Annotated in this window: 18 protein-coding genes and 3 rRNA genes; 2 read left to right on the forward strand and 19 right to left on the reverse strand. The window is 67.4% G+C overall.

Annotation, left to right across the window (positions count from 1 at the left end):
- Positions 1–57: 57 nt before the first annotated feature.
- The 12 genes from HED23_RS32625 to HED23_RS32680 form a co-directional block, all read right to left on the reverse strand.
- Positions 58–1,104, reverse strand: coding sequence for a lysophospholipid acyltransferase family protein (locus HED23_RS32625; RefSeq protein WP_203186912.1), 1,047 nt, complete (start codon positions 1,102–1,104; stop codon positions 58–60).
- A 16-nt stretch (positions 1,105–1,120) separates the two neighbouring features.
- Positions 1,121–2,191 carry an NAD-dependent epimerase/dehydratase family protein gene (locus HED23_RS32630; RefSeq protein ID WP_203187734.1) on the reverse strand — a complete coding sequence of 357 codons (1,071 nt, stop codon included), beginning with the start codon at positions 2,189–2,191 and terminating at the stop codon, positions 1,121–1,123.
- A 241-nt stretch (positions 2,192–2,432) separates the two neighbouring features.
- Positions 2,433–2,531, reverse strand: a complete 99-nt coding sequence (locus HED23_RS32635) for a 30S ribosomal protein bS22 (protein ID WP_003948845.1) — start codon at positions 2,529–2,531, stop codon at positions 2,433–2,435.
- A gap of 110 nt (positions 2,532–2,641) precedes the next feature.
- Positions 2,642–2,854: a helix-turn-helix domain-containing protein gene (locus HED23_RS32640; protein ID WP_014046653.1), complete on the reverse strand. Its 213-nt coding sequence runs from the start codon at positions 2,852–2,854 to the stop codon at positions 2,642–2,644.
- A gap of 128 nt (positions 2,855–2,982) precedes the next feature.
- On the reverse strand, positions 2,983–3,798 hold the full coding sequence (locus tag HED23_RS32645) for a phosphatase (protein ID WP_203186913.1): 816 nt from the start codon (positions 3,796–3,798) through the stop codon (positions 2,983–2,985).
- Positions 3,799–3,872: 74 nt separating this feature from the next.
- Positions 3,873–5,045: an acetoin utilization protein AcuC gene (locus tag HED23_RS32650; RefSeq protein ID WP_203186914.1), complete on the reverse strand. Its 1,173-nt coding sequence runs from the start codon at positions 5,043–5,045 to the stop codon at positions 3,873–3,875.
- The gene (locus HED23_RS32655; protein WP_203186915.1) at positions 5,014–6,216 is read right to left on the reverse strand and encodes an MFS transporter; all 1,203 of its coding nucleotides are present in this window, start codon (positions 6,214–6,216) and stop codon (positions 5,014–5,016) included. The genes HED23_RS32650 and HED23_RS32655 overlap by 32 nt, the downstream gene beginning before the upstream one ends.
- Before the next feature lie 42 nt (positions 6,217–6,258).
- The gene (locus HED23_RS32660; protein ID WP_203186916.1) at positions 6,259–6,906 is read right to left on the reverse strand and encodes an HAD family hydrolase; all 648 of its coding nucleotides are present in this window, start codon (positions 6,904–6,906) and stop codon (positions 6,259–6,261) included.
- 72 nt (positions 6,907–6,978) lie between these two features.
- Positions 6,979–7,095 (reverse strand): 5S ribosomal RNA (rrf, locus tag HED23_RS32665).
- 79 nt (positions 7,096–7,174) lie between these two features.
- Positions 7,175–10,299 (reverse strand): 23S ribosomal RNA (locus tag HED23_RS32670).
- 301 nt (positions 10,300–10,600) lie between these two features.
- Positions 10,601–12,126 (reverse strand): 16S ribosomal RNA (locus HED23_RS32675).
- The 16S, 23S and 5S rRNA genes sit together here, the layout of an rRNA operon.
- A 657-nt stretch (positions 12,127–12,783) precedes the next feature.
- A complete protein-coding gene (locus tag HED23_RS32680) occupies positions 12,784–13,776 on the reverse strand; it encodes a GlxA family transcriptional regulator (RefSeq protein WP_203186917.1) in 993 nt (330 codons plus the stop codon).
- Between the two features lie 74 nt (positions 13,777–13,850).
- Between HED23_RS32680 and HED23_RS32685 the strand changes: the two genes are divergently transcribed.
- Positions 13,851–14,435: a cysteine hydrolase family protein gene (locus HED23_RS32685; protein WP_203186918.1), complete on the forward strand. Its 585-nt coding sequence runs from the start codon at positions 13,851–13,853 to the stop codon at positions 14,433–14,435.
- 4 nt (positions 14,436–14,439) lie between these two features.
- Here HED23_RS32685 and proC read toward each other — a convergent pair whose 3' ends face one another.
- The 6 genes from proC to HED23_RS32715 form a co-directional block, all read right to left on the reverse strand.
- On the reverse strand, positions 14,440–15,249 hold the full coding sequence (gene proC / locus HED23_RS32690; protein WP_203186919.1) for a pyrroline-5-carboxylate reductase: 810 nt from the start codon (positions 15,247–15,249) through the stop codon (positions 14,440–14,442).
- A gap of 74 nt (positions 15,250–15,323) precedes the next feature.
- On the reverse strand, positions 15,324–16,082 hold the full coding sequence (locus tag HED23_RS32695) for an ABC transporter permease (RefSeq protein WP_203186920.1): 759 nt from the start codon (positions 16,080–16,082) through the stop codon (positions 15,324–15,326).
- Positions 16,079–16,885: an ABC transporter ATP-binding protein gene (locus HED23_RS32700; protein ID WP_203186921.1), complete on the reverse strand. Its 807-nt coding sequence runs from the start codon at positions 16,883–16,885 to the stop codon at positions 16,079–16,081. The genes HED23_RS32695 and HED23_RS32700 overlap by 4 nt, the downstream gene beginning before the upstream one ends.
- A gap of 64 nt (positions 16,886–16,949) precedes the next feature.
- On the reverse strand, positions 16,950–17,720 hold the full coding sequence (locus HED23_RS32705; protein WP_203186922.1) for a class I SAM-dependent methyltransferase: 771 nt from the start codon (positions 17,718–17,720) through the stop codon (positions 16,950–16,952).
- A gap of 51 nt (positions 17,721–17,771) precedes the next feature.
- On the reverse strand, positions 17,772–18,326 hold the full coding sequence (locus HED23_RS32710; RefSeq protein ID WP_203186923.1) for a hypothetical protein: 555 nt from the start codon (positions 18,324–18,326) through the stop codon (positions 17,772–17,774).
- Positions 18,327–18,360: 34 nt separating this feature from the next.
- Positions 18,361–18,720, reverse strand: coding sequence for an SH3 domain-containing protein (locus tag HED23_RS32715; RefSeq protein WP_203186924.1), 360 nt, complete (start codon positions 18,718–18,720; stop codon positions 18,361–18,363).
- A gap of 123 nt (positions 18,721–18,843) precedes the next feature.
- Between HED23_RS32715 and HED23_RS32720 the strand changes: the two genes are divergently transcribed.
- Entirely contained in the window at positions 18,844–21,009 is a 2,166-nt protein-coding gene (locus HED23_RS32720) for a protein kinase domain-containing protein (RefSeq protein ID WP_203186925.1), read from the forward strand.
- Positions 21,010–21,043: 34 nt separating this feature from the next.
- Here HED23_RS32720 and ilvD read toward each other — a convergent pair whose 3' ends face one another.
- Positions 21,044–22,894: a dihydroxy-acid dehydratase gene (ilvD, locus tag HED23_RS32725; RefSeq protein ID WP_203186926.1), complete on the reverse strand. Its 1,851-nt coding sequence runs from the start codon at positions 22,892–22,894 to the stop codon at positions 21,044–21,046.
- Between the last annotated feature and the right edge of the window lie 177 nt (positions 22,895–23,071).

The following is a 23,071-nucleotide window of genomic DNA, read 5'->3' on the forward strand; positions in this document are numbered from 1 at the left end:
CTCCTCGTCCGCCTCGCGTACAGCGCGCCGTGACGTACAGCGCGCCGTGCAGCGCTGTCAGAAGAAGACCGACCTGCGCTGCACCAGCAGCTTGTACAGCGTGTGCTGGATCTGCTCCCGCACCTGGTCCGTCAGGTTGAACATCAGCATCGGGTCCTCCGCCGCCTCCGGCGGGTACCCGTCCGTGGGGATCGGCTCCCCGAACTGGATCGTCCACTTCGTCGGCAACGGCAGCGCGCCCAGCGGTCCCAGCCACGGGAAGGTCGGCGTGATCGGGAAGTACGGGACCCCCAGGACCCGGGCCAGCGTCTTCGAGTTGCCGATCATCGGGTAGATCTCCTCCGCCCCCACGATCGAGCACGGCACGATCGGCACCCCGGCCCGCAGCGCCGTCGACACGAACCCTCCCCGCCCGAAGCGCTGCAGCTTGTACCGGTCGCTGAACGGCTTCCCGATGCCCTTGAAGCCCTCCGGCATCACCCCGACGACCTCACCGCCCTGCAGCAGCCGCTCCGCGTCCTCCGCGCAGGCGAGGGTGTGCCCGGCCTTCCTCGCCAGCTCGTTGACCACCGGGAGCATGAAGACGAGATCGGCTGCCAGCAGCCGCAGATGCCTCTCGGCCGGGTGGTTGTCGTGAACCGCGACCTGGAGCATCAGCCCGTCCAGCGGCAGCGTCCCGGAGTGGTTGGCGACGATGAGCGCCCCGCCCTCCGACGGGATGTTCTCGATGCCCTTCACCTCGACCCGGAAGTACTTGTCCGCGAGCGGCCTCAGCACCGACATGAGGACCTGGTCGGTCAGCTCCTTGTCGTAGCCGAACTCGTCGACGTCGTAGTCACCCGTGAGCCGACGCCGCAGAAACGCCAGCCCGCCCGCGACCCGCCGGTCCCAGCCGCTCCTGGACCCCTCCCCGCCGTCCTGGGAGGCGGCACCGACGGCCTCAGCGGCCCCTTCCGGCACCTGACCGCCCGGCAGGGCGCTCACGGGCGCAGGACCGGCCGCCCCGGGGCCGTGGCCCCGCCCGCCCGGCAGCACGGCTCTGCGCCGCCCCGCGCCGGAGCGCGAACGGTCGTCGTCGAAGGGAATGACCTTGGCGTCCGCCATCGTCGGTCGCGCTCCTCTACCTGGCGCCGTGAGTCGAATGTGTCGTACCCGCCGGTCCCGCGCCGAGCGGCAGTTCGGCCAGTCTCCCGACCGCCCTGCCCACCCTCTCGGGCGGCAGCAGCCCCGGCCCCCGGCTCCGCGCGAACTCCGCGAAGGTCCCGGCCGTGGTGAACTTCGGCCGGAAACCCAGCGTCTCGCGCATCTGTACGGTCGAGACCACCCTGCCGTGGGTGAGCAGCCTGATCTGCTCCGGCGAGAAGTCCGTCATGCCGATCGTACGCAGCGCCGATCCCACCCAGGTGACGGCCGGCAGCAGCAGCGGCACGGTCGGCCGCCCCAGCCTGCGTGAGCACTGCGAGAGCAGCAGAACGCCGTCGCCCGCGATGTTGAACGTGCCGCTGTTCAGCGTGCCGCGCCGGGGCTCGCGAGCGGCGATCTCCAGTACGTCGACGACGTCGTCCTCGTGGACGAACTGCAGCCGGGGGTCGTACCCCAGGACCGTCGGCAGGACCGGCAACGCCAGATAGTCGGCGAGCGGTGAGTCCGGCTCGGGACCCAGGATGTTCGCGAACCTCAGGACACACACGGCCACGTCGGGCCTGCGGCGCGCGAAGCCGCGGACGTATCCCTCGACCTCCACCGCGTCCTTGGCGAACCCTCCGCTGGGCAGGGACTTGGGCGGCGTCGTCTCGGTGAAGACAGCGGGGTCGCGGGGCGCGGAGCCGTACACGTTCGTACTGGACTTGACCACCAGCCGCTGGACGGCGGGAGACTTCTGGCAGGCGCCGAGCAGCTGCATGGTGCCGATGACGTTGGTCTCCTTGACCGTCGTCCGGCCGCCCGCGCCGACCGCCTTCGCGGACACGTCCAGATGGACGACCGTGTCGACGGAATACTCGGCGAGGACCCTTGCGATCGCCGACTGCCGGATGTCCGCCAGGACGAATTCGGCGTCGCCCAACTGGTGCCCAGGCACGATCGCGTCCACGGCGATCACCCGGTCCACGCCGGGGTCGCGCTGGATACGCCGCACGAAACGGCCGCCCAGCTGCCGGGCGGCGCCTGTGACCAGCACGATCTTCCCCAAGATCAGCGCCTTCCGTCGATCGTTCACCGAGCGGGGTCTTCCCCTGGCCGTCACCGTAGTCGGTGGATGTTTCCCTGTGACGACCCCAGGCGGGCTTTACCGAACCGATGACGGGAAATACCACCGGATCCGCCGCATGGAGCCGGAGCGGGGACACGGGGCCCGGGACGCGGCCCCGGAACGCGCCGAGGCCCTCCCGCCGGAACGGCGAAAGGGCCTCGGACTCACGAACTGCGTTCGCTTACTTCTTGTTGCGACGCTGAACGCGCGTGCGCTTGAGCAGCTTGCGGTGCTTCTTCTTGGCCATCCGCTTGCGCCGCTTCTTGATAACAGAGCCCACGACTACCCTCGCTCACTTCTTCTTCACTGGTGCGGGGCGTCTGGGCCCACACGACCTACGTCGGCCTAGCCTACCCGCCACCGGGTGAGGGACGTAATCCGAGGGCAACGTCAGGCCGACTCCACCCCCACGAAGGACTCGCGAAGATACTCGTGAACCGCTTGCTCCGGGACCCGGAAGGACCTTCCCACCCTGATCGCCGGCAGATGACCGCTGTGCACCAAGCGGTACACGGTCATCTTCGACACCCTCATGACCGAGGCGACTTCCGCCACGGTCAGAAACTTGACCTCGTTGAGAGGCCTCTCACTGCCAGCAGCCATGACCCACCTGTACCTTCCGCACGAGACGCGCACCGGCTTCCCCTCCGGTGACTCTTCGTCGTTGTGCGCTCACTCCCCAGATTAGGGGCGGGTGATGCGAGTGGGGAAGAGGTGAGACGATCGGCCGCCTACCGTGACAGACACGCCCGATTGAGTACATACCGAGTAAGGGGCCGGTAGTAGTCCGACCGCACGCCGTCATCAACCGGAACGACGACGGACACCTGCCCCTCCGCCTCACCCACGAACAACGCGGGGTCATCCGTATCCGCCAGCCCGATGGCCTCGATGCCCAGCTGACCTGCCCCGCAGACCCACCCGTGGTCCCCGACCACCAGCTCGGGCAGCACCCCACGGCACTTCACGGCCTCCTCCAGCACGGCCCGAACCGGCAGCGGCGAGTGGGTATGTGCGCCGGTGGCACTCCCCGGGACCCGCACGCCCGGTTCGCGCACCAGCGCGACACCTCGTACGTAGTCAAGGTTGTACGTGCGTACGCCGAACCGGGTCGTTATGTCGACACAGCGGCCCTGCGCGGAGGTGAGCACCATGCACCCGGCCGCCGACAAAGCGTCTGCCAGATCGGCGTAGAACCCCAGCAGCCGGTGCGGATGCCCGGTGCCGAACAGCACCGGCGCCCGCCTCTCCGCAGCCCCTGCGAGCCGCTCCGCGAACGCGTCCAGAGCGGCCAGGGTCCGCTCCGGATCGATCACATCCGGACCTGACACATGGCCAGGATCGTCCGAGACCCCGCACTTGTCGGCCATCAGCCGCAGCAGGTCACGCTCTCCCCAGGCCCGGTCCGGAGCGAGTCCGAGCAGCACACGGGGGTCCCTCGCGGCGAAAAGCCGATAACTCCGCAGACTGGTCTCCCGCGGCGTGGCCACGGGCCCGGCGAGCCGGGCCGCCAGCAGATGAGCGCGCAGCGCTCCGGTGCTCAACACCCTCCGATGCTCCCGCACCGCAGGCGCCCCCGGGCCGGAACCCGGATACCGCCCCCCGTTGGCGTAACCCTTCCTCAGGCCAGCAGGCCTCGCAGCGGGAACACCGCCCGCCTGGTGGCCAGCACCGCCTGGTCCAGCCGGTCCGCGGGGTCGTACCCGTCCTCCCACGGCTGCCACTCCGGTACACGGCCGTCGGTCATCCGAGCGGGGCCCAACTGCCGTGTACGGGCGTACACCTCATCGCGCCAGGATGACGGAATGACCGACTCGGGGTCCACCGGCGCATGCGCGGCGATCCCCACGAGATGGGTCCAGGACCGCGGCACCACATCAACCACCGCGTAACCGCCTCCGCCCAGCGCCACCCACCGGCCGCCGTCCACATAGGCATGGGCAAGCTCATGACAGGCCGTCATGACGGCCCGCTGGGCGTCGAGCGACACCGCGAGATGCGCCAGCGGATCCTCGAAGTGCGTATCGGCACCGTGCTGGGTCACCAGCACCTGCGGCCGGAAGTCCTCCAGCAGTTCCGGCACCACCGCGTGGAACGCCCTCAGCCACCCCGCGTCGCCCGTACCCGCCGGCAGAGCCACGTTCACCGCACCACCGTCACCCGCCCCGGCCCCGGTCTCCTCAGGCCACCCGGTCTGCGGGAACAGCGTGCGCGGATGCTCGTGCAGCGACACGGTCAGAACCCGGGGGTCCTCCCAGAACGCCGCCTGCACCCCGTCCCCGTGGTGGACGTCCACATCCACGTACGCCACCCGCTCCGCACCCAGCTCCAGCAGCCGGGCGATGGCGAGCGCCGGGTCGTTGTACACGCAGAATCCCGAGGCGGCTCCGGGCATCGCGTGGTGCAGCCCGCCCGTGAAATTCACGGCGTGCCGGCTCTCCCCGCGCCACACCGCCTCCGCCGCCCCCACCGACAGCCCCGCGATCAGCGCGGAAGCCTCGTGCATACCCGCGAAGGCGGGATCGTCGACCGTCCCGAGCCCGTACGCCTGGTCCGCGGCCCTTGGATCCGAGGAAGCCGCACGGACGGCCGCCACATAGTCCTCCCGGTGCACGAGCCGCAAGGTGGAGTCACCCGCGGACTTGGCCGACCGGACGTCCACCGACCCGTCCAGCCCGAACGCCCGCACCAGCCCCATCGTCAGGGCGAGTCTGACCGGATCCATGGGGTGACCGGACCCGAAGTCGTATCCCGTTACTGCCTCATCCCACATCAGCTGCGCGCGCCCGCTCATGCCCGCCACCGTATCGGTCGGGTTCCGCGCCGAACGACCGGGCGTACACGAGCGTCGCCAGGACCAGAACCATCGGCACGAGCATCGCGCCGCGGTAGCTCCACGCGTCCCCCAGCGCCCCGACGAGCGGCGACCCGACGAGGAACCCCACGTAGTTGAAGACGTTCAGCCGGGCCACGGCCACATCACTCGCGCCGGGGAACATCCTCCCCGCGGCCGCGAAGGTCTGCGGCACGATCACGCAGAGCCCCAGCCCCAGCAGCGTGAAGCCGAGCATCCCCCACCAGGCACCGGGAGCCACCGCCACCACCGCGAACCCCGCGGCGGCCAGCACACTGCCACCCCGCACCACGGACACCGCCCCGAACCGCCGCACCCCGAGGTCGCCTACCGCCCGCCCCAGCAGTGTCGTCACCATGTAGACGTTGTACGGAAGGGTCGCCAGCTGTTCCGAGCCGCCCAGCACGTCCTGCAGGTACTTCGCACTCCAGTTGGAGACCGTCGAGTCCCCTATGTACGCGAAGGCCATCACCAGGCAGAGCGGCAGAAGAAGCCGGAAGGGCACGGACGCACCGTGACCCGGATCCGCCGCGAGCGGGGCCCCGCCCGCCTTCCCCTCGGTGTACCACCGGCTGCCGATCAGGGCTGCGGGCAGCAGGACGACCACCGCGGGCAGATAGGACACCAGCAACGAAAGGTCCCAGTGCGCCCCCGCCCACGCCATCGACGCACCGGCTATGCCGCCCAGGCTGTACGCGGCGTGGAACCCGAGCATGATGCTCCGCCCGTACGCCCGCTGAAGACTGACGCCCATCATGTTCATCGAGGCGTCCAGAGCCCCGACCGCGAGCCCGAAGAGGCCGAGTGCGACGGCCACGTGCCAGACCTCGCTGCCGGCACCCACACCGAGCAGGGCCAGCAGCACGACGGGCTGCGCCCACCTGAGCACGATCCCGGGACGTACCCGCGCGACCACCTTCTCGGTGGCCACACTGGCGACCCCCGCCAGAACAGGCACAGCGGCCAGGAAGACGGGCAGCAGCCCGTCGGATATCCCGTACCGGTCCTGAATGGCGGGGATGCGCGTCACGAGCAGCGCAAAGGTCACCCCTTGCACCAGGAAGCTCAAGGCGAGGGAGGCCCTGCCGTACCGCAACCGCGCATCCGTCATGGCCGCGAGCGTAGAACGCCGGTCCACACCTGGGTAGATCGGTCAGGCGAGCAGTTTCGGGAGCTGCGACATGTCGGCGAAGTGTCCGGCGACCCCGACGAGCCGGTCCGCCGGCATCATCGAAGTGAAGCCGTACACCTCCATCCCGGCCGCCAGGGCTGCCTCGACACCGAGCGGGCTGTCCTCGATCACGACACACCGGTCGGGGGCGACGCCCATCCGTTCGGCGGCGTGGAGGAACAGGTCCGGGGCCGGCTTCCCCCGCCCGACGTCCTCGGAGCTGAAGATCCACTCCTCCTCGAACCACTGGTCGAGCCCGGTCTTCCGGTGCCCGGCCGCGATCTTCTGGTGGCTTCCGGACGAGGCGACGCAGTACGCCACCCCGTCGGCGACGAGCTCGCCAAGCAGTTCCTCGACCCCGTCCACCGCGGCCAGCTGCTCCTCCTGGAACGCGGCGAGGGTGCGTCGGTGCAGCTCCTCGTCGAAGTCCGCGGGGAGCTTCTGGCTCGTCCGCTCGTCCACCAGGTCATGGACCCGGTGGATGGCCGCCCCCATGTAGTCGCGGATGGACTCCTCGTACGAGGTGGGGTGACCGAGCTCCGTGAGGTAGCCGGCCAGGACCGTGTTGGAGATCGGCTCACTGTCGACGAGCACGCCGTCGTTGTCGAAGATGACCAGTTCGTAGCGCATGGTTCGACCCTAGACGCTCCGAACGCAGAAAAGCCCCGTGCCACAAGGGCACGGGGCTTTCCCGGAATAATTGTTCGGCGGCGTCCTACTCTCCCACAGGGTCCCCCCTGCAGTACCATCGGCGCTGAAAGGCTTAGCTTCCGGGTTCGGAATGTAACCGGGCGTTTCCCTAACGCAATGACCACCGAAACACTATGAAATTAACCAACACCGGAGAAAAACACGGCCGTTCGTTATTTCAGAACTAACACAGTGGACGCGAGCAACTGAGGACAAGCCCTCGGCCTATTAGTACCAGTCAGCTCCACCCGTTACCGGGCTTCCACATCTGGCCTATCAACCCAGTCGTCTACTGGGAGCCTTAACCACTCAAGGTGGTGGGAATACTCATCTCGAAGCAGGCTTCCCGCTTAGATGCTTTCAGCGGTTATCCTTTCCGAACGTAGCCAACCAGCCATGCCCTTGGCAGGACAACTGGCACACCAGAGGTTCGTCCGTCCCGGTCCTCTCGTACTAGGGACAGCCCTTCTCAATATTCCTACGCGCACAGCGGATAGGGACCGAACTGTCTCACGACGTTCTAAACCCAGCTCGCGTACCGCTTTAATGGGCGAACAGCCCAACCCTTGGGACCGACTCCAGCCCCAGGATGCGACGAGCCGACATCGAGGTGCCAAACCATCCCGTCGATATGGACTCTTGGGGAAGATCAGCCTGTTATCCCCGGGGTACCTTTTATCCGTTGAGCGACAGCGCTTCCACAAGCCACTGCCGGATCACTAGTCCCGACTTTCGTCCCTGCTCGACCCGTCGGTCTCACAGTCAAGCTCCCTTGTGCACTTACACTCAACACCTGATTGCCAACCAGGCTGAGGGAACCTTTGGGCGCCTCCGTTACTCTTTAGGAGGCAACCGCCCCAGTTAAACTACCCATCAGACACTGTCCCTGATCCGGATCACGGACCCAGGTTAGACATCCAGCACGACCAGAGTGGTATTTCAACGACGACTCCACAACCACTGGCGTGGCCGCTTCAAAGTCTCCCACCTATCCTACACAAGCCGAACCGAACACCAATATCAAACTATAGTAAAGGTCCCGGGGTCTTTCCGTCCTGCTGCGCGAAACGAGCATCTTTACTCGTAGTGCAATTTCACCGGGCCTATGGTTGAGACAGTCGAGAAGTCGTTACGCCATTCGTGCAGGTCGGAACTTACCCGACAAGGAATTTCGCTACCTTAGGATGGTTATAGTTACCACCGCCGTTTACTGGCGCTTAAGTTCTCAGCTTCGCACACCCGAAAGTGCACTAACCGGTCCCCTTAACGTTCCAGCACCGGGCAGGCGTCAGTCCGTATACATCGCCTTACGGCTTCGCACGGACCTGTGTTTTTAGTAAACAGTCGCTTCTCGCTGGTCTCTGCGGCCACCCCCAGCTCACCGAGTAAATCGGATCACCAGTGATGGCCCCCCTTCTCCCGAAGTTACGGGGGCATTTTGCCGAGTTCCTTAACCATAGTTCACCCGAACGCCTCGGTATTCTCTACCTGACTACCTGAGTCGGTTTAGGGTACGGGCCGCCATGAAACTCGCTAGAGGCTTTTCTCGACAGCATAGGATCATCCACTTCACCACAATCGGCTCGGCATCAGGTCTCAGCCTTAACGTGTGACGGATTTGCCTACCACACGGCCTACACCCTTACCCCGGGACAACCACCGCCCGGGCTGGACTACCTTCCTGCGTCACCCCATCGCTTACCTAGTACAAGTCTGGTTCGTCGGCTCCACCACTACCCTCAACTCCGAAGAGATCGGGCCGGCTTCACGGACTTAGCATCGCCTGATTCAGTATTGGGCGTTTCAAAGCGGGTACCGGAATATCAACCGGTTGTCCATCGACTACGCCTGTCGGCCTCGCCTTAGGTCCCGACTTACCCTGGGCAGATCAGCTTGACCCAGGAACCCTTAGTCAATCGGCGCACACGTTTCTCACGTGTGTATCGCTACTCATGCCTGCATTCTCACTCGTGAACCGTCCACAACTCGCTTCCGCGGCTGCTTCACCCGGCACACGACGCTCCCCTACCCATCCATACTCCCGTTGGGGATATGTGTATGAATGACACGACTTCGGCGGTACGCTTGAGCCCCGCTACATTGTCGGCGCGGAATCACTTGACCAGTGAGCTATTACGCACTCTTTCAAGGGTGGCTGCTTCTAAGCCAACCTCCTGGTTGTCTCTGCGACTCCACATCCTTTCCCACTTAGCGTACGCTTAGGGGCCTTAGTCGATGCTCTGGGCTGTTTCCCTCTCGACCATGGAGCTTATCCCCCACAGTCTCACTGCCGCGCTCTCACTTACCGGCATTCGGAGTTTGGCTAAGGTCAGTAACCCGGTAGGGCCCATCGCCTATCCAGTGCTCTACCTCCGGCAAGAAACACACGACGCTGCACCTAAATGCATTTCGGGGAGAACCAGCTATCACGGAGTTTGATTGGCCTTTCACCCCTAACCACAGGTCATCCCCCAGGTTTTCAACCCTGGTGGGTTCGGTCCTCCACGAAGTCTTACCTCCGCTTCAACCTGCCCATGGCTAGATCACTCCGCTTCGGGTCTAGAGCGTGCAACTCAATCGCCCTATTCGGACTCGCTTTCGCTACGGCTTCCCCACACGGGTTAACCTCGCTACACACCGCTAACTCGCAGGCTCATTCTTCAAAAGGCACGCAGTCACGACTGCATGTGCAAGCACACACAGCGACGCTCCCACGGCTTGTAGGCACACGGTTTCAGGTACTATTTCACTCCGCTCCCGCGGTACTTTTCACCATTCCCTCACGGTACTATCCGCTATCGGTCACCAGGGAATATTTAGGCTTAGCGGGTGGTCCCGCCAGATTCACACGGGATTTCTCGGGCCCCGTGCTACTTGGGTGGTTCTCAAGCAAGCCGTTGATGTTTCAGCTACGGGGGTCTTACCCTCTACGCCGGACCTTTCGCATGTCCTTCGCCTACACCAACGGTTTCTGACTTGCCGACCAATCGGCAGATTGATCAAGAGAACTCCCACAACCCCGTATGCGCAACCCCTGCCGGGTATCACACGCATACGGTTTGGCCTCATCCAGTTTCGCTCGCCACTACTCCCGGAATCACGGTTGTTTTCTCTTCCTGAGGGTACTGAGATGTTTCACTTCCCCTCGTTCCCTCCACACTGCCTATGTGTTCAGCAGCGGGTGACAGCCCATGACGACTGCCGGGTTTCCCCATTCGGAAACCCCCGGATCAAAGCTTGGTTGACAGCTCCCCGGGGACTATCGTGGCCTCCCACGTCCTTCATCGGTTCCTGGTGCCAAGGCATCCACCGTGCGCCCTTAAAAACTTGGCCACAGATGCTCGCGTCCACTGTGCAGTTCTCAAACAACGACCAGCCACCCATCACCCCACCCTTACAGGTGAGTGCACTGGGGCCGGCAACCAAAGGAACAGACTCAACGAGCCCGTACCTTCAGATACCCAACAGCGTGCCCGACCCGATCAACCCGATCCCGTTTTCCACGCCGAAGCAGTACTCACAAAACCGTGCCAACCGTGCCGAATAGTCAACGTTCCACCCATGAGCTAACCACCGTCGAACATTTGCCGACGTAGTGGCTCTGGATTCCTTGCGGAATCTAGATGCTCCTTAGAAAGGAGGTGATCCAGCCGCACCTTCCGGTACGGCTACCTTGTTACGACTTCGTCCCAATCGCCAGTCCCACCTTCGACAGCTCCCTCCCACAAGGGGTTGGGCCACCGGCTTCGGGTGTTACCGACTTTCGTGACGTGACGGGCGGTGTGTACAAGGCCCGGGAACGTATTCACCGCAGCAATGCTGATCTGCGATTACTAGCAACTCCGACTTCATGGGGTCGAGTTGCAGACCCCAATCCGAACTGAGACCGGCTTTTTGAGATTCGCTCCGCCTCGCGGCATCGCAGCTCATTGTACCGGCCATTGTAGCACGTGTGCAGCCCAAGACATAAGGGGCATGATGACTTGACGTCGTCCCCACCTTCCTCCGAGTTGACCCCGGCAGTCTCCTGTGAGTCCCCATCACCCCGAAGGGCATGCTGGCAACACAGAACAAGGGTTGCGCTCGTTGCGGGACTTAACCCAACATCTCACGACACGAGCTGACGACAGCCATGCACCACCTGTATACCGACCACAAGGGGGGCACCATCTCTGATGCTTTCCGGTATATGTCAAGCCTTGGTAAGGTTCTTCGCGTTGCGTCGAATTAAGCCACATGCTCCGCTGCTTGTGCGGGCCCCCGTCAATTCCTTTGAGTTTTAGCCTTGCGGCCGTACTCCCCAGGCGGGGAACTTAATGCGTTAGCTGCGGCACCGACGACGTGGAATGTCGCCAACACCTAGTTCCCAACGTTTACGGCGTGGACTACCAGGGTATCTAATCCTGTTCGCTCCCCACGCTTTCGCTCCTCAGCGTCAGTAATGGCCCAGAGATCCGCCTTCGCCACCGGTGTTCCTCCTGATATCTGCGCATTTCACCGCTACACCAGGAATTCCGATCTCCCCTACCACACTCTAGCTAGCCCGTATCGAATGCAGACTCGGGGTTAAGCCCCGAGCTTTCACATCCGACGTGACAAGCCGCCTACGAGCTCTTTACGCCCAATAATTCCGGACAACGCTTGCGCCCTACGTATTACCGCGGCTGCTGGCACGTAGTTAGCCGGCGCTTCTTCTGCAGGTACCGTCACTTTCGCTTCTTCCCTGCTGAAAGAGGTTTACAACCCGAAGGCCGTCATCCCTCACGCGGCGTCGCTGCATCAGGCTTTCGCCCATTGTGCAATATTCCCCACTGCTGCCTCCCGTAGGAGTCTGGGCCGTGTCTCAGTCCCAGTGTGGCCGGTCGCCCTCTCAGGCCGGCTACCCGTCGTCGCCTTGGTAGGCCATTACCCCACCAACAAGCTGATAGGCCGCGGGCTCATCCTTCACCGCCGGAGCTTTTAACCCCGTCCCATGAGGGACAGAGTGTTATCCGGTATTAGACCCCGTTTCCAGGGCTTGTCCCAGAGTGAAGGGCAGATTGCCCACGTGTTACTCACCCGTTCGCCACTAATCCACCCCGAAGGGCTTCATCGTTCGACTTGCATGTGTTAAGCACGCCGCCAGCGTTCGTCCTGAGCCAGGATCAAACTCTCCGTGAATGTTTTCCCGTAATCGGGATCACAACACGAGAGCGGAACAACCAGGTCGGAATATGACCGGTTGTTCACAGCGTCCTCGCTGTTGTTGCCTACCCGACCCGAAGGACCGGTAGGACTTTTCAAAGGAACCACCAACCTGCATGAAGCAGGCCGGGGTATCAACATATCTGGCGTTGACTTTTGGCACGCTGTTGAGTTCTCAAGGAACGGACGCTTCCTTCGGTCCCGTTTCACCGGGGCCCTCCGGGCGCTTCCCTTCGTTCTTGCGTTTCCGACTCTATCAGACTCTTTCGTGTCCGATTCCCGGTCGAAGCGGGTTACTGCTTGTTTCGCTTTCCAGTTCTTCGCTTTCGCGTTTCCCTTTCCGGCGAGTCCGACTCTATCAGATCCTTTCGGGCCTGATTCCCAGTCAGCGGGAGTTGTCTTCCCGGCCCTTGGGCCGTTCCGACGAGTGAGACTTTAGCGGAATCCCCGGCCCCGACGCTAATCGGGCCACCTTCGAACGCTGATTCCCCATTTCGCACGTACACACGTAAAAACGCACGACAGAGGTCGCTCGTTTCGAGTGGTTACTGCGGAATGGCTGTCCGGGGACCGACCGGAGTCGGCGCTCACGTCGGACAACTCGGAGCACACTACGGACGTGGGCGAGGTGTGTCAACCTCCGTCTGGACCGCGCCTGTCGTGGAAGGCCAGCCGGTAGTCGCGCGGACTGGTGGCCAAGTGGTTCGCGAAGTGCTGGCGCATGGTGATCTCGCTGCCGAACCCCGCTCGGCGAGCCACCTCCGGGATGGCCAGGTCCGTCTTCTCCAACAGCTTCTGGGCTGCGGCGATGCGCTGGGCGATGAGCCAGCGCATGGGCGTCGTACCTGTGGTGGCCTGGAAACGGCGGGCGAAGGTACGGGCGGACATGCCGGCCCGGGCGGCCAGTCCGGTCACGGTGTGCGAATCCGCCAGATGGGCCAGCGCATGAGCGCGGGCCTCCGCGAGCGCGTCCGCGTCACGGTCGACGTGGGGCGTCGGGTGCTCGATGAACCGTGCCTGGGTCCCGGAGCGGAAGGGAGCCGTGACCATCGATCGCGCGATCGTCGCCGCCGCTTCGGCTCCGTGGGTCGTCCGCACCAGGTGCAGACAGAGGTCGATTCCCGCCGCGGTGCCGGCCGAGGTCCAGATGTTGTCCTCGTGCAGGAACAGGGCGTCGCGCATCACCGTCACCTGTGGATGCAGCGCCTTGAGCAGCTCGGTGAGGTTCCAGTGGGTGACCGCCCTGCGGCCGTCCAGGAGCCCGGCCTGAGCCAGGGTGAAGGCTCCGCCGCAGAGTGCCGCGAGGGGAGTGCCCCGGGTATGGGCGTGTCGCAGGGCGTCGAGGACCGGCCCCGGCGCGGGCGTCAGGTGGTCGTCGAGTCCCGGCACGACGATCAGGTCCGCAAGGTCGAGCCAGGCCGGGGTGCGGTCGGGCGTGAGGGACATGCCGCCCCGGAGCTGGACGGGGTCCGGCTCGCTCGCCACGCGCCGAAGCTCGAAGGCGGGTACGCCACGGTCGGTGCGGTCCACGCCCCAGACCTCCGTGACGACCGAGACGTCGAAGGCGCGGATGCCGGGGAAGGCGACCAGCGCGATGCGGCAGGGGCGGTCGGGTGGCACGGTCATCGCGGCAGTAAAGCATCGATCGATGACTTTCACGCCTCTGTGCGGGCCCCGTGGCCCGGAGCAGAGTGGTGGGCATGGAGATCGCGGAGAACGCAGCGCTGGTGGTCGTGGATGTGCAGCAGGGATTCGAGGAGGAGGCGTATTGGGGACCGCGTGACAACCCGGAGGCCGATCGGAACATCGCGGAACTGATCGACACCTGGCAGGCGACCGGCCGGCCCGTCGTCTTCGTGCGGCACGACTCGACGGAGAGGGACTCGCCCCTGCGGGAGGGACATCCGGGGAACGCGTTCAAGAAGTATGTCGAGGAGCGGCGGGGAAGGGGCGCCGGGCCGGAGCTGTTCCTGACGAAGTCGGTGAACTCCGCGTTCTACGGGGCACCCGATCTGGACGCCTGGCTGCGGGAGGCCGGGATACGGCAGTTCGTCGTGGCGGGGATCCAGACGAACATGTGCGCGGAGACGACGGCGCGCATGGGCGGCAATCTCGGCTACGAGGTGTTCTTCGCGCTCGACGCGACGTACACCTTCGACGGGGTCGGGCCGTGGGGCTGGAAGCTGAGCGCCCGGGAGCTGTCGCGGGCCACCGCCGTGACGTTGCACGGCGGTGGGTTCGCGAGCGTGGTGCGCAGCGAGGAGTTGGTGGCCGCGGCGAAGTAGCGGGTCAGCCGTTGCCCGTGGCCAGCTCGCGGCTTCGGTCGCGGGCGGCTTCGAGGGCGGCGATGAGGGCGGCCCGCACGCCGTGGTTCTCGAGCTCGCGGATGGCGCTGATGGTCGTGCCGGCCGGGCTGGTGACGGCCTCGCGGAGCTTGACCGGGTGTTCGCCGCTGTCCCGGAGCATGACCGCCGCTCCGATGGCGGCCTGGACGATCAGATCGTGGGCCTGGGCGCGGGGCAGGCCTAGCAGGATGCCGGCGTCGGTCATCGCCTCGACGAGGAAGTAGAAGTACGCGGGGCCCGAACCGGAGAGCGCGGTGGCCGCGTCCTGCTGGGACTCGGGGACGCGGAGCGTCTTGCCGACTCCGCCGAAGATCGACTCGGCGTGGTCGAGGTGCCCGGCGGTGGCGTGACTGCCCGCGGAGATGACGGACATGCCCTCGTCCACCAGGACGGGAGTGTTCGGCATGACGCGTACGACCGGGGTGCCGGCGGCGAGGCTGTCCTCGATGAACGCGGTCGTGATGCCGGCGGCGGCGCTGATGACGAGGCGGTCGGCGGCGACGTGGGGGGCGAGCTCCTCGAGGAGCCTGCCCATGTCCTGGGGCTTGACCGCGAGGATGAGGATGTCGGCGTTCTTGGCGGCCTCGGCGTTCGTGACGGCCTCGACGCCGTAGCGGGTGCGGAGCTCCTCGGCGCGCTCGGGGCGGCGGGTGGTCACCAGCAGGTCGCGGGCCCGCCAGCCTGCCCGGATCATGCCGCTGAGCAGGGCCTCGCCGATCTTTCCTGTACCGAGGACTGCGACGGTCTGGGTCATGCGGTTCATCCTCCGGGTGGCGGTACGCGGTAGGCGGTACATGTCGTGGACGCCGCCATCCTCGCACCGCGCCGTCAGGTGGTGCGGCGGCGGAGGGTGGCCGCGCCCAGACAGAGGACGAGCAGGGCGCATCCGGCGACGACCAGGATGTCGCGGTAGAAGTCGGCGGTGATGTCGGTGTGGGTGAGGACCTGGTTCATCCCGTCGACGGCGTACGACATCGGCAGGACGTCGGAGACGGTTTCGAGCACGGGGTGCATCCGGTCGCGTGGGGTGAACAGTCCGCACAGCAGGAGCTGCGGGAAGATCACCGCGGGCATGAACTGCACGGCCTGGAACTCCGAGGCCGCGAAGGCGGAGACGAACAGGCCGAGCGCCGTGCCCAGGAGCGCGTCGAGCAGGGCGACCAGGAGCAGCAGCCAGGGGGATCCGACGACGTCCAGGCCGAGGACCCAGACGGACATGGCGGTGGCCAGGACTGACTGGGCCACCGCGACGGCGCCGAAGGCCAGTGCGTAGCCGGCGATCAGGTCGCCTTTGCCGAGGGGCATGGCGAGCAGGCGCTCGAGAGTGCCGGAGGTGCGTTCGCGGAGGGTGGCGATCGAGGTCACCAGGAACATCGTGATCAGCGGGAAGATCCCGAGCAGCGAGGCGCCGATGGCGTCGAAGGTCCCCGCGTCGGCGTCGAAGACGTAGCGCAGCAGCGTGATCATCAGGACCGGGACGACCAGCAGCAGCGCGATGGTGCGGGGGTCGTGGCGGAGCTGGCGCAGGACACGTCCCGCGGTGGCGAGGGTCCGGGCCGGGGAGAGTGCGGGGGCGTCGGTGCTCATCGGGTCGTCTCCTGGCGGGCGGGTGCTGCGGCTTCGGCTTCGGCTGTGGCGGCTTCGTCCACCAGGTGGAGGAACGCCTCTTCGACGGTGGCGGATCCGGTACGGGCGCGGAGGGCGTCGGGGGTGTCGTCGGCGAGGATCGCGCCCTCGCGCATGAGCAGGAGCCGGTGGCAGCGCTCGGCCTCGTCCATGACGTGGGAGGAGACGAGGATCGTGGTCCCCCGGTCGGTGGCGAGGGAGTGGAAGAGGTCCCACAGGTCGCGGCGCAGCACGGGGTCGAGGCCCACGGTCGGCTCGTCGAGGACCAGGAGTTCGGGCGTGCCGAGCAGGGCGACCGCGAGGGAGACGCGGCTGAGCTGGCCGCCGGAGAGGTTGCCGGCGAGGGCGTCGGAGTGACGGGCGAGGTCGACGTCGCCGATGGCGCGGGTGACGGTCTCCTCACGGGAGGCGCGGTTCCTGCGGCCGGGCCGGAGCACGGCCGCGAAGTAGTCCAGGTTCTGTCGCACGGTGAGGTCCGTGTAGACCGACGGTGCCTGGGTGACGTAGCCGACGCGGGGCCGCAGGGACGGGTGGCCCGCAGGGCGCCCGAGGACGTCGAGCGTTCCCGTGACCTCGGCCTGGGTGCCGACGACGGCGCGCATCAGCGTGGACTTCCCGCAGCCGGAGGGGCCGAGGAGGCCGGTGATCCGTCCCTTCTCGACGGTGAAGCCGAGGCCGCGCAGGACGGTGCGGTCTCCTCGTACGACGGTCAGGGCGCGTGCCTCGACGGCCCCCGCGTTCCCGGTACGCAGAGAATTCATCATGTGATGAATATTGATGCCGCCGGGGGAGCGCGTCAAGGGAGTGGGGCGTTCCCGGCCGGGGCGGTCAGCGGACCAGCACGGCGAGTTCGACGACGTATCGCTCCTCGACCATGCCGTCGGGGAACACGGCGGCCAGGTGTCCGCGCTCCTCGTCCAGGAACCGGCGGGTGGACTCCTCGCCCGCCGTGCCGAGCACGAGGAAGGCGGAGTGGCTGGAGAGATTGGCGAGATGTGTGTCGACCGGCACCGTCCGGGACCACGGCAGCAGTCGTTGCCCGAACCCGCCGCCGGACAGCGTCGGCAGGTTGCGCGAGCCGGCGCCGCCCGGTGTGCCGTGAGCGCTGTCGCCCGCGCCGAGGTGGCGGCGCAGTCGGCTGTCCTGGCCGGCGATCCAGGGGACCGAATGGTCGGAGACGTTCCACCACAGCGCGAGGGCGCCGCCGGGGCGCAGTACGCGGAGCGCCTCGGGGAGGGCCAGGGCCGGGTCGGTCCAGTGCCAGGACTGGGCGTAGGTGATCAGGTCCGCCGACGCGGTGGCCAGGGGGAGGCGGTTGCCGTCACCGCGGACGACCGGCACGGACGGCAGCGACCGGCGCAGTTCCCCCGCCATGCCGGGGCCCGGCTCGACGGCGGTGACCCGGGCGCCCCGGGCGTGCAGCAGCCGGGTGGCGATGCCGGTGCCCGCGCCGACGTCGACGGCGCGGGCACCGCTCAGGGGGCGGCCTGTCAGTTCCTCGACGGTGTCCAGGAGGGCGGGCGGGTATCCGGGGCGCGCCGCCGCGTACAGGGCGGCGGCGCCGTCGAACGAGAGGGCGCGGGGCGTGGATGCGGGCATGGGTTCATCCTGCGTGCACCCCGGCGCGTCCGGCCGGCTTCCGTGGCAGTCCTACCGGCGCCCGGCGCGCTTCCCCTTGGGGCCCTTGCCGCCCTTGCGGGCCGCCGGGTTGCCCGTACGGGACGAGCGGCGCTTCGTGTACCGGTCGAGCGCCGTCTCGTACTCCGTGCGCCGCAGCTTCTCGCCCGGGGCCTCCTGGAACGAGCGGAAGAAGTAGGCGAGGAGCGAGCCGATGAAGCCGATCGACTTGAGGCCGCGCAGCCTGTCGTCCTGGGACGGGTCGGCGGGCCTGCGGGTGAACCCCTCCCAGGTCTTGCGGAAGGCGATGGCGCTGCAGATCGCGAACATCAGCACCACCAGCATCCCGACGAAGCCGCCGACCTCGGCGATCTCCAGGCCCTGGTAGGCGAAGCGCAGGACGAAGCAGGCGGCGACGGCCGCGACGAGCGAGCCGATGGTCACACCCGCGCGCCGCAGCCCGTACCCGCCGTCGTGGTCGACCCAGGTCGTGCCGAAGAAACGGAGGGGTTCGGGCTGCGGCCCCGGCGTGGTGCCGCCCGAAGGCACGGCCGAGGACGTTCCGGGGGCTTCGCTGTTCTCGCTCACGGGATCGATTATCCCCGGACGCGCGCCGGTTCCGTCAGTCGCAGCGCGTGGCGACGTAGCCGTCACTGCCCGTCTTGACGTAGGCGTCCGACACGAACTGCCCGTTGGCGATGTTGTCCCAGAGGTTCGTCGTGCCGTACGGGCCTGACACGCGCTCCCCCGGCTTCTGGCAGTACACCGGGACGCTCATTCCGTACGGAAGCGTCCGCACGATCCCGTACTGCGTGCCCGGCCCCCGGCGGACGTTGACGCGGTAGCCGGGCGCGATCGGGTAGACGACGGTGTCCGCGGCGAGCGTCGTCACCTCCTCCGCGACGAGCGTCGTCACCTCCTCCACGACGGGCGCCCCGGTGTCCGTGACGGCTGTGCCGGTGCTGTTCTCTCCAACGCCCATGAGGGCCTCCCCCGTTGAAACCGATGTGTGTGGCGCGCAGGCTAACAAGCCCCGCGCTCCTCGCACGCACCATCGACTAGGCTCCGTGCGTCGCGCTTGCGCACGAACACACGGGGGTGGGCGATGCCGCCGCTGCGAGGGACCGGATCACGTCCGGAAGCGGAGCATCCTGAGTACGCCGGTCGGTACCGGCTGGAGGCATGTCTCGGAGCGGGCGGCATGGGTGTCGTACACCTGGCGCGCTCTCCCTCCGGGCTGCAGCTCGCAGTGAAGGTGGTGCACCGCCAGCACGCGGCGGATCCTGAGTTCAGAGCTCGTTTCCGGCAGGAGGTCGCGGCTGCCCGAAGGGTCAGCGGAGCGTTCACCGCGCCGGTCGTGGACGCCGACCCGGCGGCCGAGCTGCCCTGGATGGCCACCCTCTACGTACCCGGCCCGACGCTGTCCGCGCAGGTGAAGCGGAACGGGCCGATGAGCCCCGCCGAGCTGCGCAGGCTCACCGCCGGGCTCGCCGAGGCGTTGCGCGACATCCACCGGGCCGGTGTCATCCACCGGGATCTCAAGCCGAGCAACGTGCTGCTCCCCGACTCCGGACCCAAGGTCATCGACTTCGGGATCTCCCGGCCGTACGACAGTGATGTCCGCACGGAGACGGGCAAGCTGATCGGCTCGCCGCCGTACATGGCTCCCGAACAGTTCCAGCGGCCCCGCGAGGTCGGTCCGGCCGCGGACGTGTTCGCGCTCGGGGCGGTGCTGGTCCACGCGGCGACGGGCCGGGGGCCGTTCGACTCGGACAGCCCGTACCTGGTGGCCTACCGGGTCGTGCACCAGGAGGCCGATCTGGCCGGGGTGCCGGCGGATCTCGCGCCCCTGGTCGGGCGCTGTCTGGCCAAGGATCCGGCGGAGCGCCCCACCCCGGACGAGATCATGTCCGCGCTGCACCCTCCTTCATACGAGGCCGCCGCCTTCATACCCGTCCAGCGCAGGCCTCCGGCGGCCGAGTCCGGTGAGACGGACGAGGGCACCACACATGTGCGGGCGGGGGACGGGCTGCCCTCAGGTCCCGGGGCAGGGGCTGCGAAGGGCCGCCGCACGCGGCGTCGCCTCGCATGCGTCGCCGTGGCGGCGGTGCTGGTGGCCGGAGGTCTCTGGGCGGCCGGCGCGTGGGACGGTTCCCGGGCCCCGGAGGCCGGTGCGGAGAAGGTGCGCACGGCGTCCTTCGTACCGTGGCAGACACCACTGCCCGGCACGGACGGTTCGGCGCCGTCCTGCGTCCCGGGGGCCGCCGGTACGGGCTCCGCGCTGTACTGCGTGGCCGAGGGGTTCGGCTCGGCCCGGCTCGATCCCTCGGACGGCCGGATGGTCTGGACGCACCGGGAGGCCTTCCCGAAGGGCGCCGAGGCGGCCGGCCCGCTCGGCGCGGTGTCGGGGGGCGCGGCCTGCACCGTCGTGACGGGCGGAGAACTCCGGGCGTACTCGCCCGGTGAGGGCACGGAGCTCTGGCGTACGAACCTCTCCGCCTACCTCGACACCCCCTTCCCCGCGGGCGACACCCTGCTGACCGTCCGCCGGGACGGAACGCTCCAGGGGCTCGCAGCGGCGAGCGGCGCGTCCCTGTGGCAGCGCGCCGTCCCGGGACACGAGAGGCCCGGCTACGCGCTCCACGACGCCGGCACCGGACTCGCGTACGCGTTCGAGAGTTCGGCGCAGGGGACCACCACCCTGGTCACGGCCGTCGAGGTGAAGACCGGTGCGACGGCCTGGCAGCGCAGGCTGGCCGGGATGCTCACTCCGGCCGGGACCTCGGACGGGGCGCTCCTGCTGACCTCCATGAACGAGAAGGCCCAGACCACCGGCCTCGTGCGTTACGACCCGGTGCTGCGGAGCACGACCCGTATCGCGCTGCCCTTCCGGATGAACGCGCCGGAGGCCGTGGTGGACGGGGACACCGCCCTGCTGCTGGAGCGCGGCGGAACCCTGCTGGCGCTCGATGTCCGTCCCGGCGCGGGGCGGGCCGAGCGGTGGCGGCTGGAGACGGCCGTCGGGGTGACCTCGGCGCCGGTCCTGGGAGGGGGCGGCCGGCTGTACTTCTCGGCCGCCGACGGACGGCTGCTCGCCGTCGACACGGAGAACGGGACGCTGCTCGGCCAGACGCGTCCCCGGCTCAGGGAGGGCAAGCTCAGCCATGCCTCGTCCCTGCCCTCGCCCGTCGTCCTGGGCGGGAGTGTCATCGGCACGGCGCCGGACGGGTCCGTCTTCGCCGTGGACGCGGACGACCCCGCCCGCTGGTGAGACCGGGGACGGGGTCGTGGGGGACCGCTGCGGGTCAGCCGAGCTTGGAGACGTCGCGGACCGCGCCCTTGTCCGCGCTGGTCGCCATCGCCGCGTAGGCACGCAGCGCCTGGGAGACCTTGCGGTCGCGGTTCCGGGGGGCGTACACCCCGCCGAGGGCCTGGTCACGGCGGGCCAGCTCCTCGTCGGACACCAGGAGCTCGATCGTGCGGTTCGGGATGTCGATCGCGATCCGGTCGCCGTCCTCCACCAGGGCGATGGTGCCGCCGGACGCGGCCTCGGGGGACGCGTGGCCGATGGACAGGCCCGAGGTTCCGCCGGAGAACCGGCCGTCGGTCACCAGGGCGCAGGTCTTGCCCAGCCCGCGGCCCTTGAGGAACGACGTGGGGTAGAGCATCTCCTGCATGCCGGGGCCGCCCTTGGGGCCCTCGTAGCGGATGACGACGACGTCGCCGTCCTTGATCTCCTTGCGGAGGATCTTGTCGACGGCCTCGTCCTGGGACTCGCAGACGACCGCGGGGCCCTCGAACGTCCAGATCGACTCGTCGACGCCCGCCGTCTTCACCACGCAGCCGTCGACGGCCAGGTTGCCCTTGAGGACCGCGAGTCCGCCGTCCTTGGAGTAGGCGTGCTCGACCGAGCGGATGCAGCCGCCGGCCGCGTCCGTGTCGAGTGTGTCCCAGCGCTCGGACTGGGAGAAGGCGGTCGCGGAACGCTTGCAGCCGGGAGCCGCGTACCAGAGATCGAGTGATTCGGCGGAGGGCGAGCCCCCGCGCACGTCCCAGGTCTTCAGCCATTCGTCGAGCGAATCGGCGTGCACGCTGTGCACGTTCTCGTTGAGCAGGCCGCCTCGGTACAGCTCGCCGAGGATCGCGGGGATACCGCCCGCGCGGTGCACGTCCTCCATGTAGTACGTCCCGCCGGGGGCCACATTGGGGGCGACCTTCGCGAGGCAGGGGACCCGCCGGGAGATCTCGTCCATCTCGGGGAGGCCGAAGGCGAGCTCGGCCTCCTGGGCCGCGGCCAGCAGGTGGAGGATCGTGTTGGTGGAGCCGCCCATCGCGATGTCGAGGGCCATGGCGTTCTCGAAGGCCTCACGGGTGGCGATGCTGCGGGGCAGGACGGAGTGGTCGTCCTCCCCGTAGTGGCGCTTGGTGATCTCGACGACCGTGCGGCCGGCGTTCTCGTACAGCGCCCTGCGGGCCGTGTGCGTGGCGAGGACCGAGCCGTTGCCCGGGAGGGCCAGGCCGATGGCCTCGGCGAGGCAGTTCATCGAGTTGGCGGTGAACATGCCCGAACAGCTGCCGCAGGTCGGACAGGCGTTCTCCTCGATGCGGAGGATGTCGGCGTCGGAGATCTTGTCGTTGACGGCGTCCGAGATCGCGTCGACGAGGTCGAGCGTGCGGACCGTTCCGTCGACCAGGGTGGTCTTGCCGGCTTCCATGGGACCGCCGGAGACGAACACGGTCGGGATGTTGAGGCGCATCGCAGCCATCAGCATGCCGGGGGTGATCTTGTCGCAGTTGGAGATGCAGATCAGGGCGTCGGCGCAGTGGGCCTCGACCATGTACTCGACGCTGTCCGCGATGAGGTCGCGGGAAGGCAGGCTGTAGAGCATCCCGCCGTGTCCCATGGCGATGCCGTCGTCGACCGCGATGGTGTTGAACTCGCGGGGCACCGCGCCCGCCGCCTGGATCGCCTCGGAGACGATGCGGCCGACGGGGGCGAGGTGGGTGTGCCCGGGCACGAACTCCGTGAAGGAGTTGGCCACCGCGATGATCGGCTTGCCAATGTCCTCACTGGCTACGCCGGACGCCCGCATAAGGGCGCGGGCGCCCGCCATGTTGCGGCCGTGGGTGACAGTGCGGGACCTCAGCTGGGGCATCGTCTCTCGCTCCTTCGACAGAAAAAGACTGTCCCCGAGCGTACGCCTCCGGTGCCAAGATCTGGACACGGCGTCCGGAATGCGGGATGCGATGCTCAATGGGTGGGCGGATGGGCGCCTTCCCGCCGGCCATGAGGACGACGCGGTCCCCGCCACGCGCACGGGTCACACGCACGG

The organism is Streptomyces pratensis (assembly GCF_016804005.1).
Classification (GTDB): domain Bacteria; phylum Actinomycetota; class Actinomycetes; order Streptomycetales; family Streptomycetaceae; genus Streptomyces; species Streptomyces pratensis_A.

Bases quoted from the DNA above. Each gene is read 5' to 3' on its own strand.
- HED23_RS32705 (WP_203186922.1), bottom strand. From the start codon at position 17,720: ATGCCCGCATCCACGCCCCGCGCCCTCTCGTTCGACGGCGCCGCCGCC.
- HED23_RS32680 (WP_203186917.1), bottom strand. From the start codon at position 13,776: ATGACCGTGCCACCCGACCGCCCCTGCCGCATCGCGCTGGTCGCCTTC.
- HED23_RS32685 (WP_203186918.1), top strand. From the start codon at position 13,851: ATGGAGATCGCGGAGAACGCAGCGCTGGTGGTCGTGGATGTGCAGCAG.
- HED23_RS32715 (WP_203186924.1), bottom strand. From the start codon at position 18,720: ATGGGCGTTGGAGAGAACAGCACCGGCACAGCCGTCACGGACACCGGG.
- HED23_RS32720 (WP_203186925.1), top strand. From the start codon at position 18,844: ATGCCGCCGCTGCGAGGGACCGGATCACGTCCGGAAGCGGAGCATCCT.
- HED23_RS32695 (WP_203186920.1), bottom strand. From the start codon at position 16,082: ATGAGCACCGACGCCCCCGCACTCTCCCCGGCCCGGACCCTCGCCACC.
- HED23_RS32655 (WP_203186915.1), bottom strand. From the start codon at position 6,216: ATGACGGATGCGCGGTTGCGGTACGGCAGGGCCTCCCTCGCCTTGAGC.
- HED23_RS32650 (WP_203186914.1), bottom strand. From the start codon at position 5,045: ATGAGCGGGCGCGCGCAGCTGATGTGGGATGAGGCAGTAACGGGATAC.
- HED23_RS32660 (WP_203186916.1), bottom strand. From the start codon at position 6,906: ATGCGCTACGAACTGGTCATCTTCGACAACGACGGCGTGCTCGTCGAC.
- HED23_RS32700 (WP_203186921.1), bottom strand. From the start codon at position 16,885: ATGATGAATTCTCTGCGTACCGGGAACGCGGGGGCCGTCGAGGCACGC.
- proC (WP_203186919.1), bottom strand. From the start codon at position 15,249: ATGACCCAGACCGTCGCAGTCCTCGGTACAGGAAAGATCGGCGAGGCC.
- HED23_RS32625 (WP_203186912.1), bottom strand. From the start codon at position 1,104: ATGGCGGACGCCAAGGTCATTCCCTTCGACGACGACCGTTCGCGCTCC.
- HED23_RS32640 (WP_014046653.1), bottom strand. From the start codon at position 2,854: ATGGCTGCTGGCAGTGAGAGGCCTCTCAACGAGGTCAAGTTTCTGACC.
- ilvD (WP_203186926.1), bottom strand. From the start codon at position 22,894: ATGCCCCAGCTGAGGTCCCGCACTGTCACCCACGGCCGCAACATGGCG.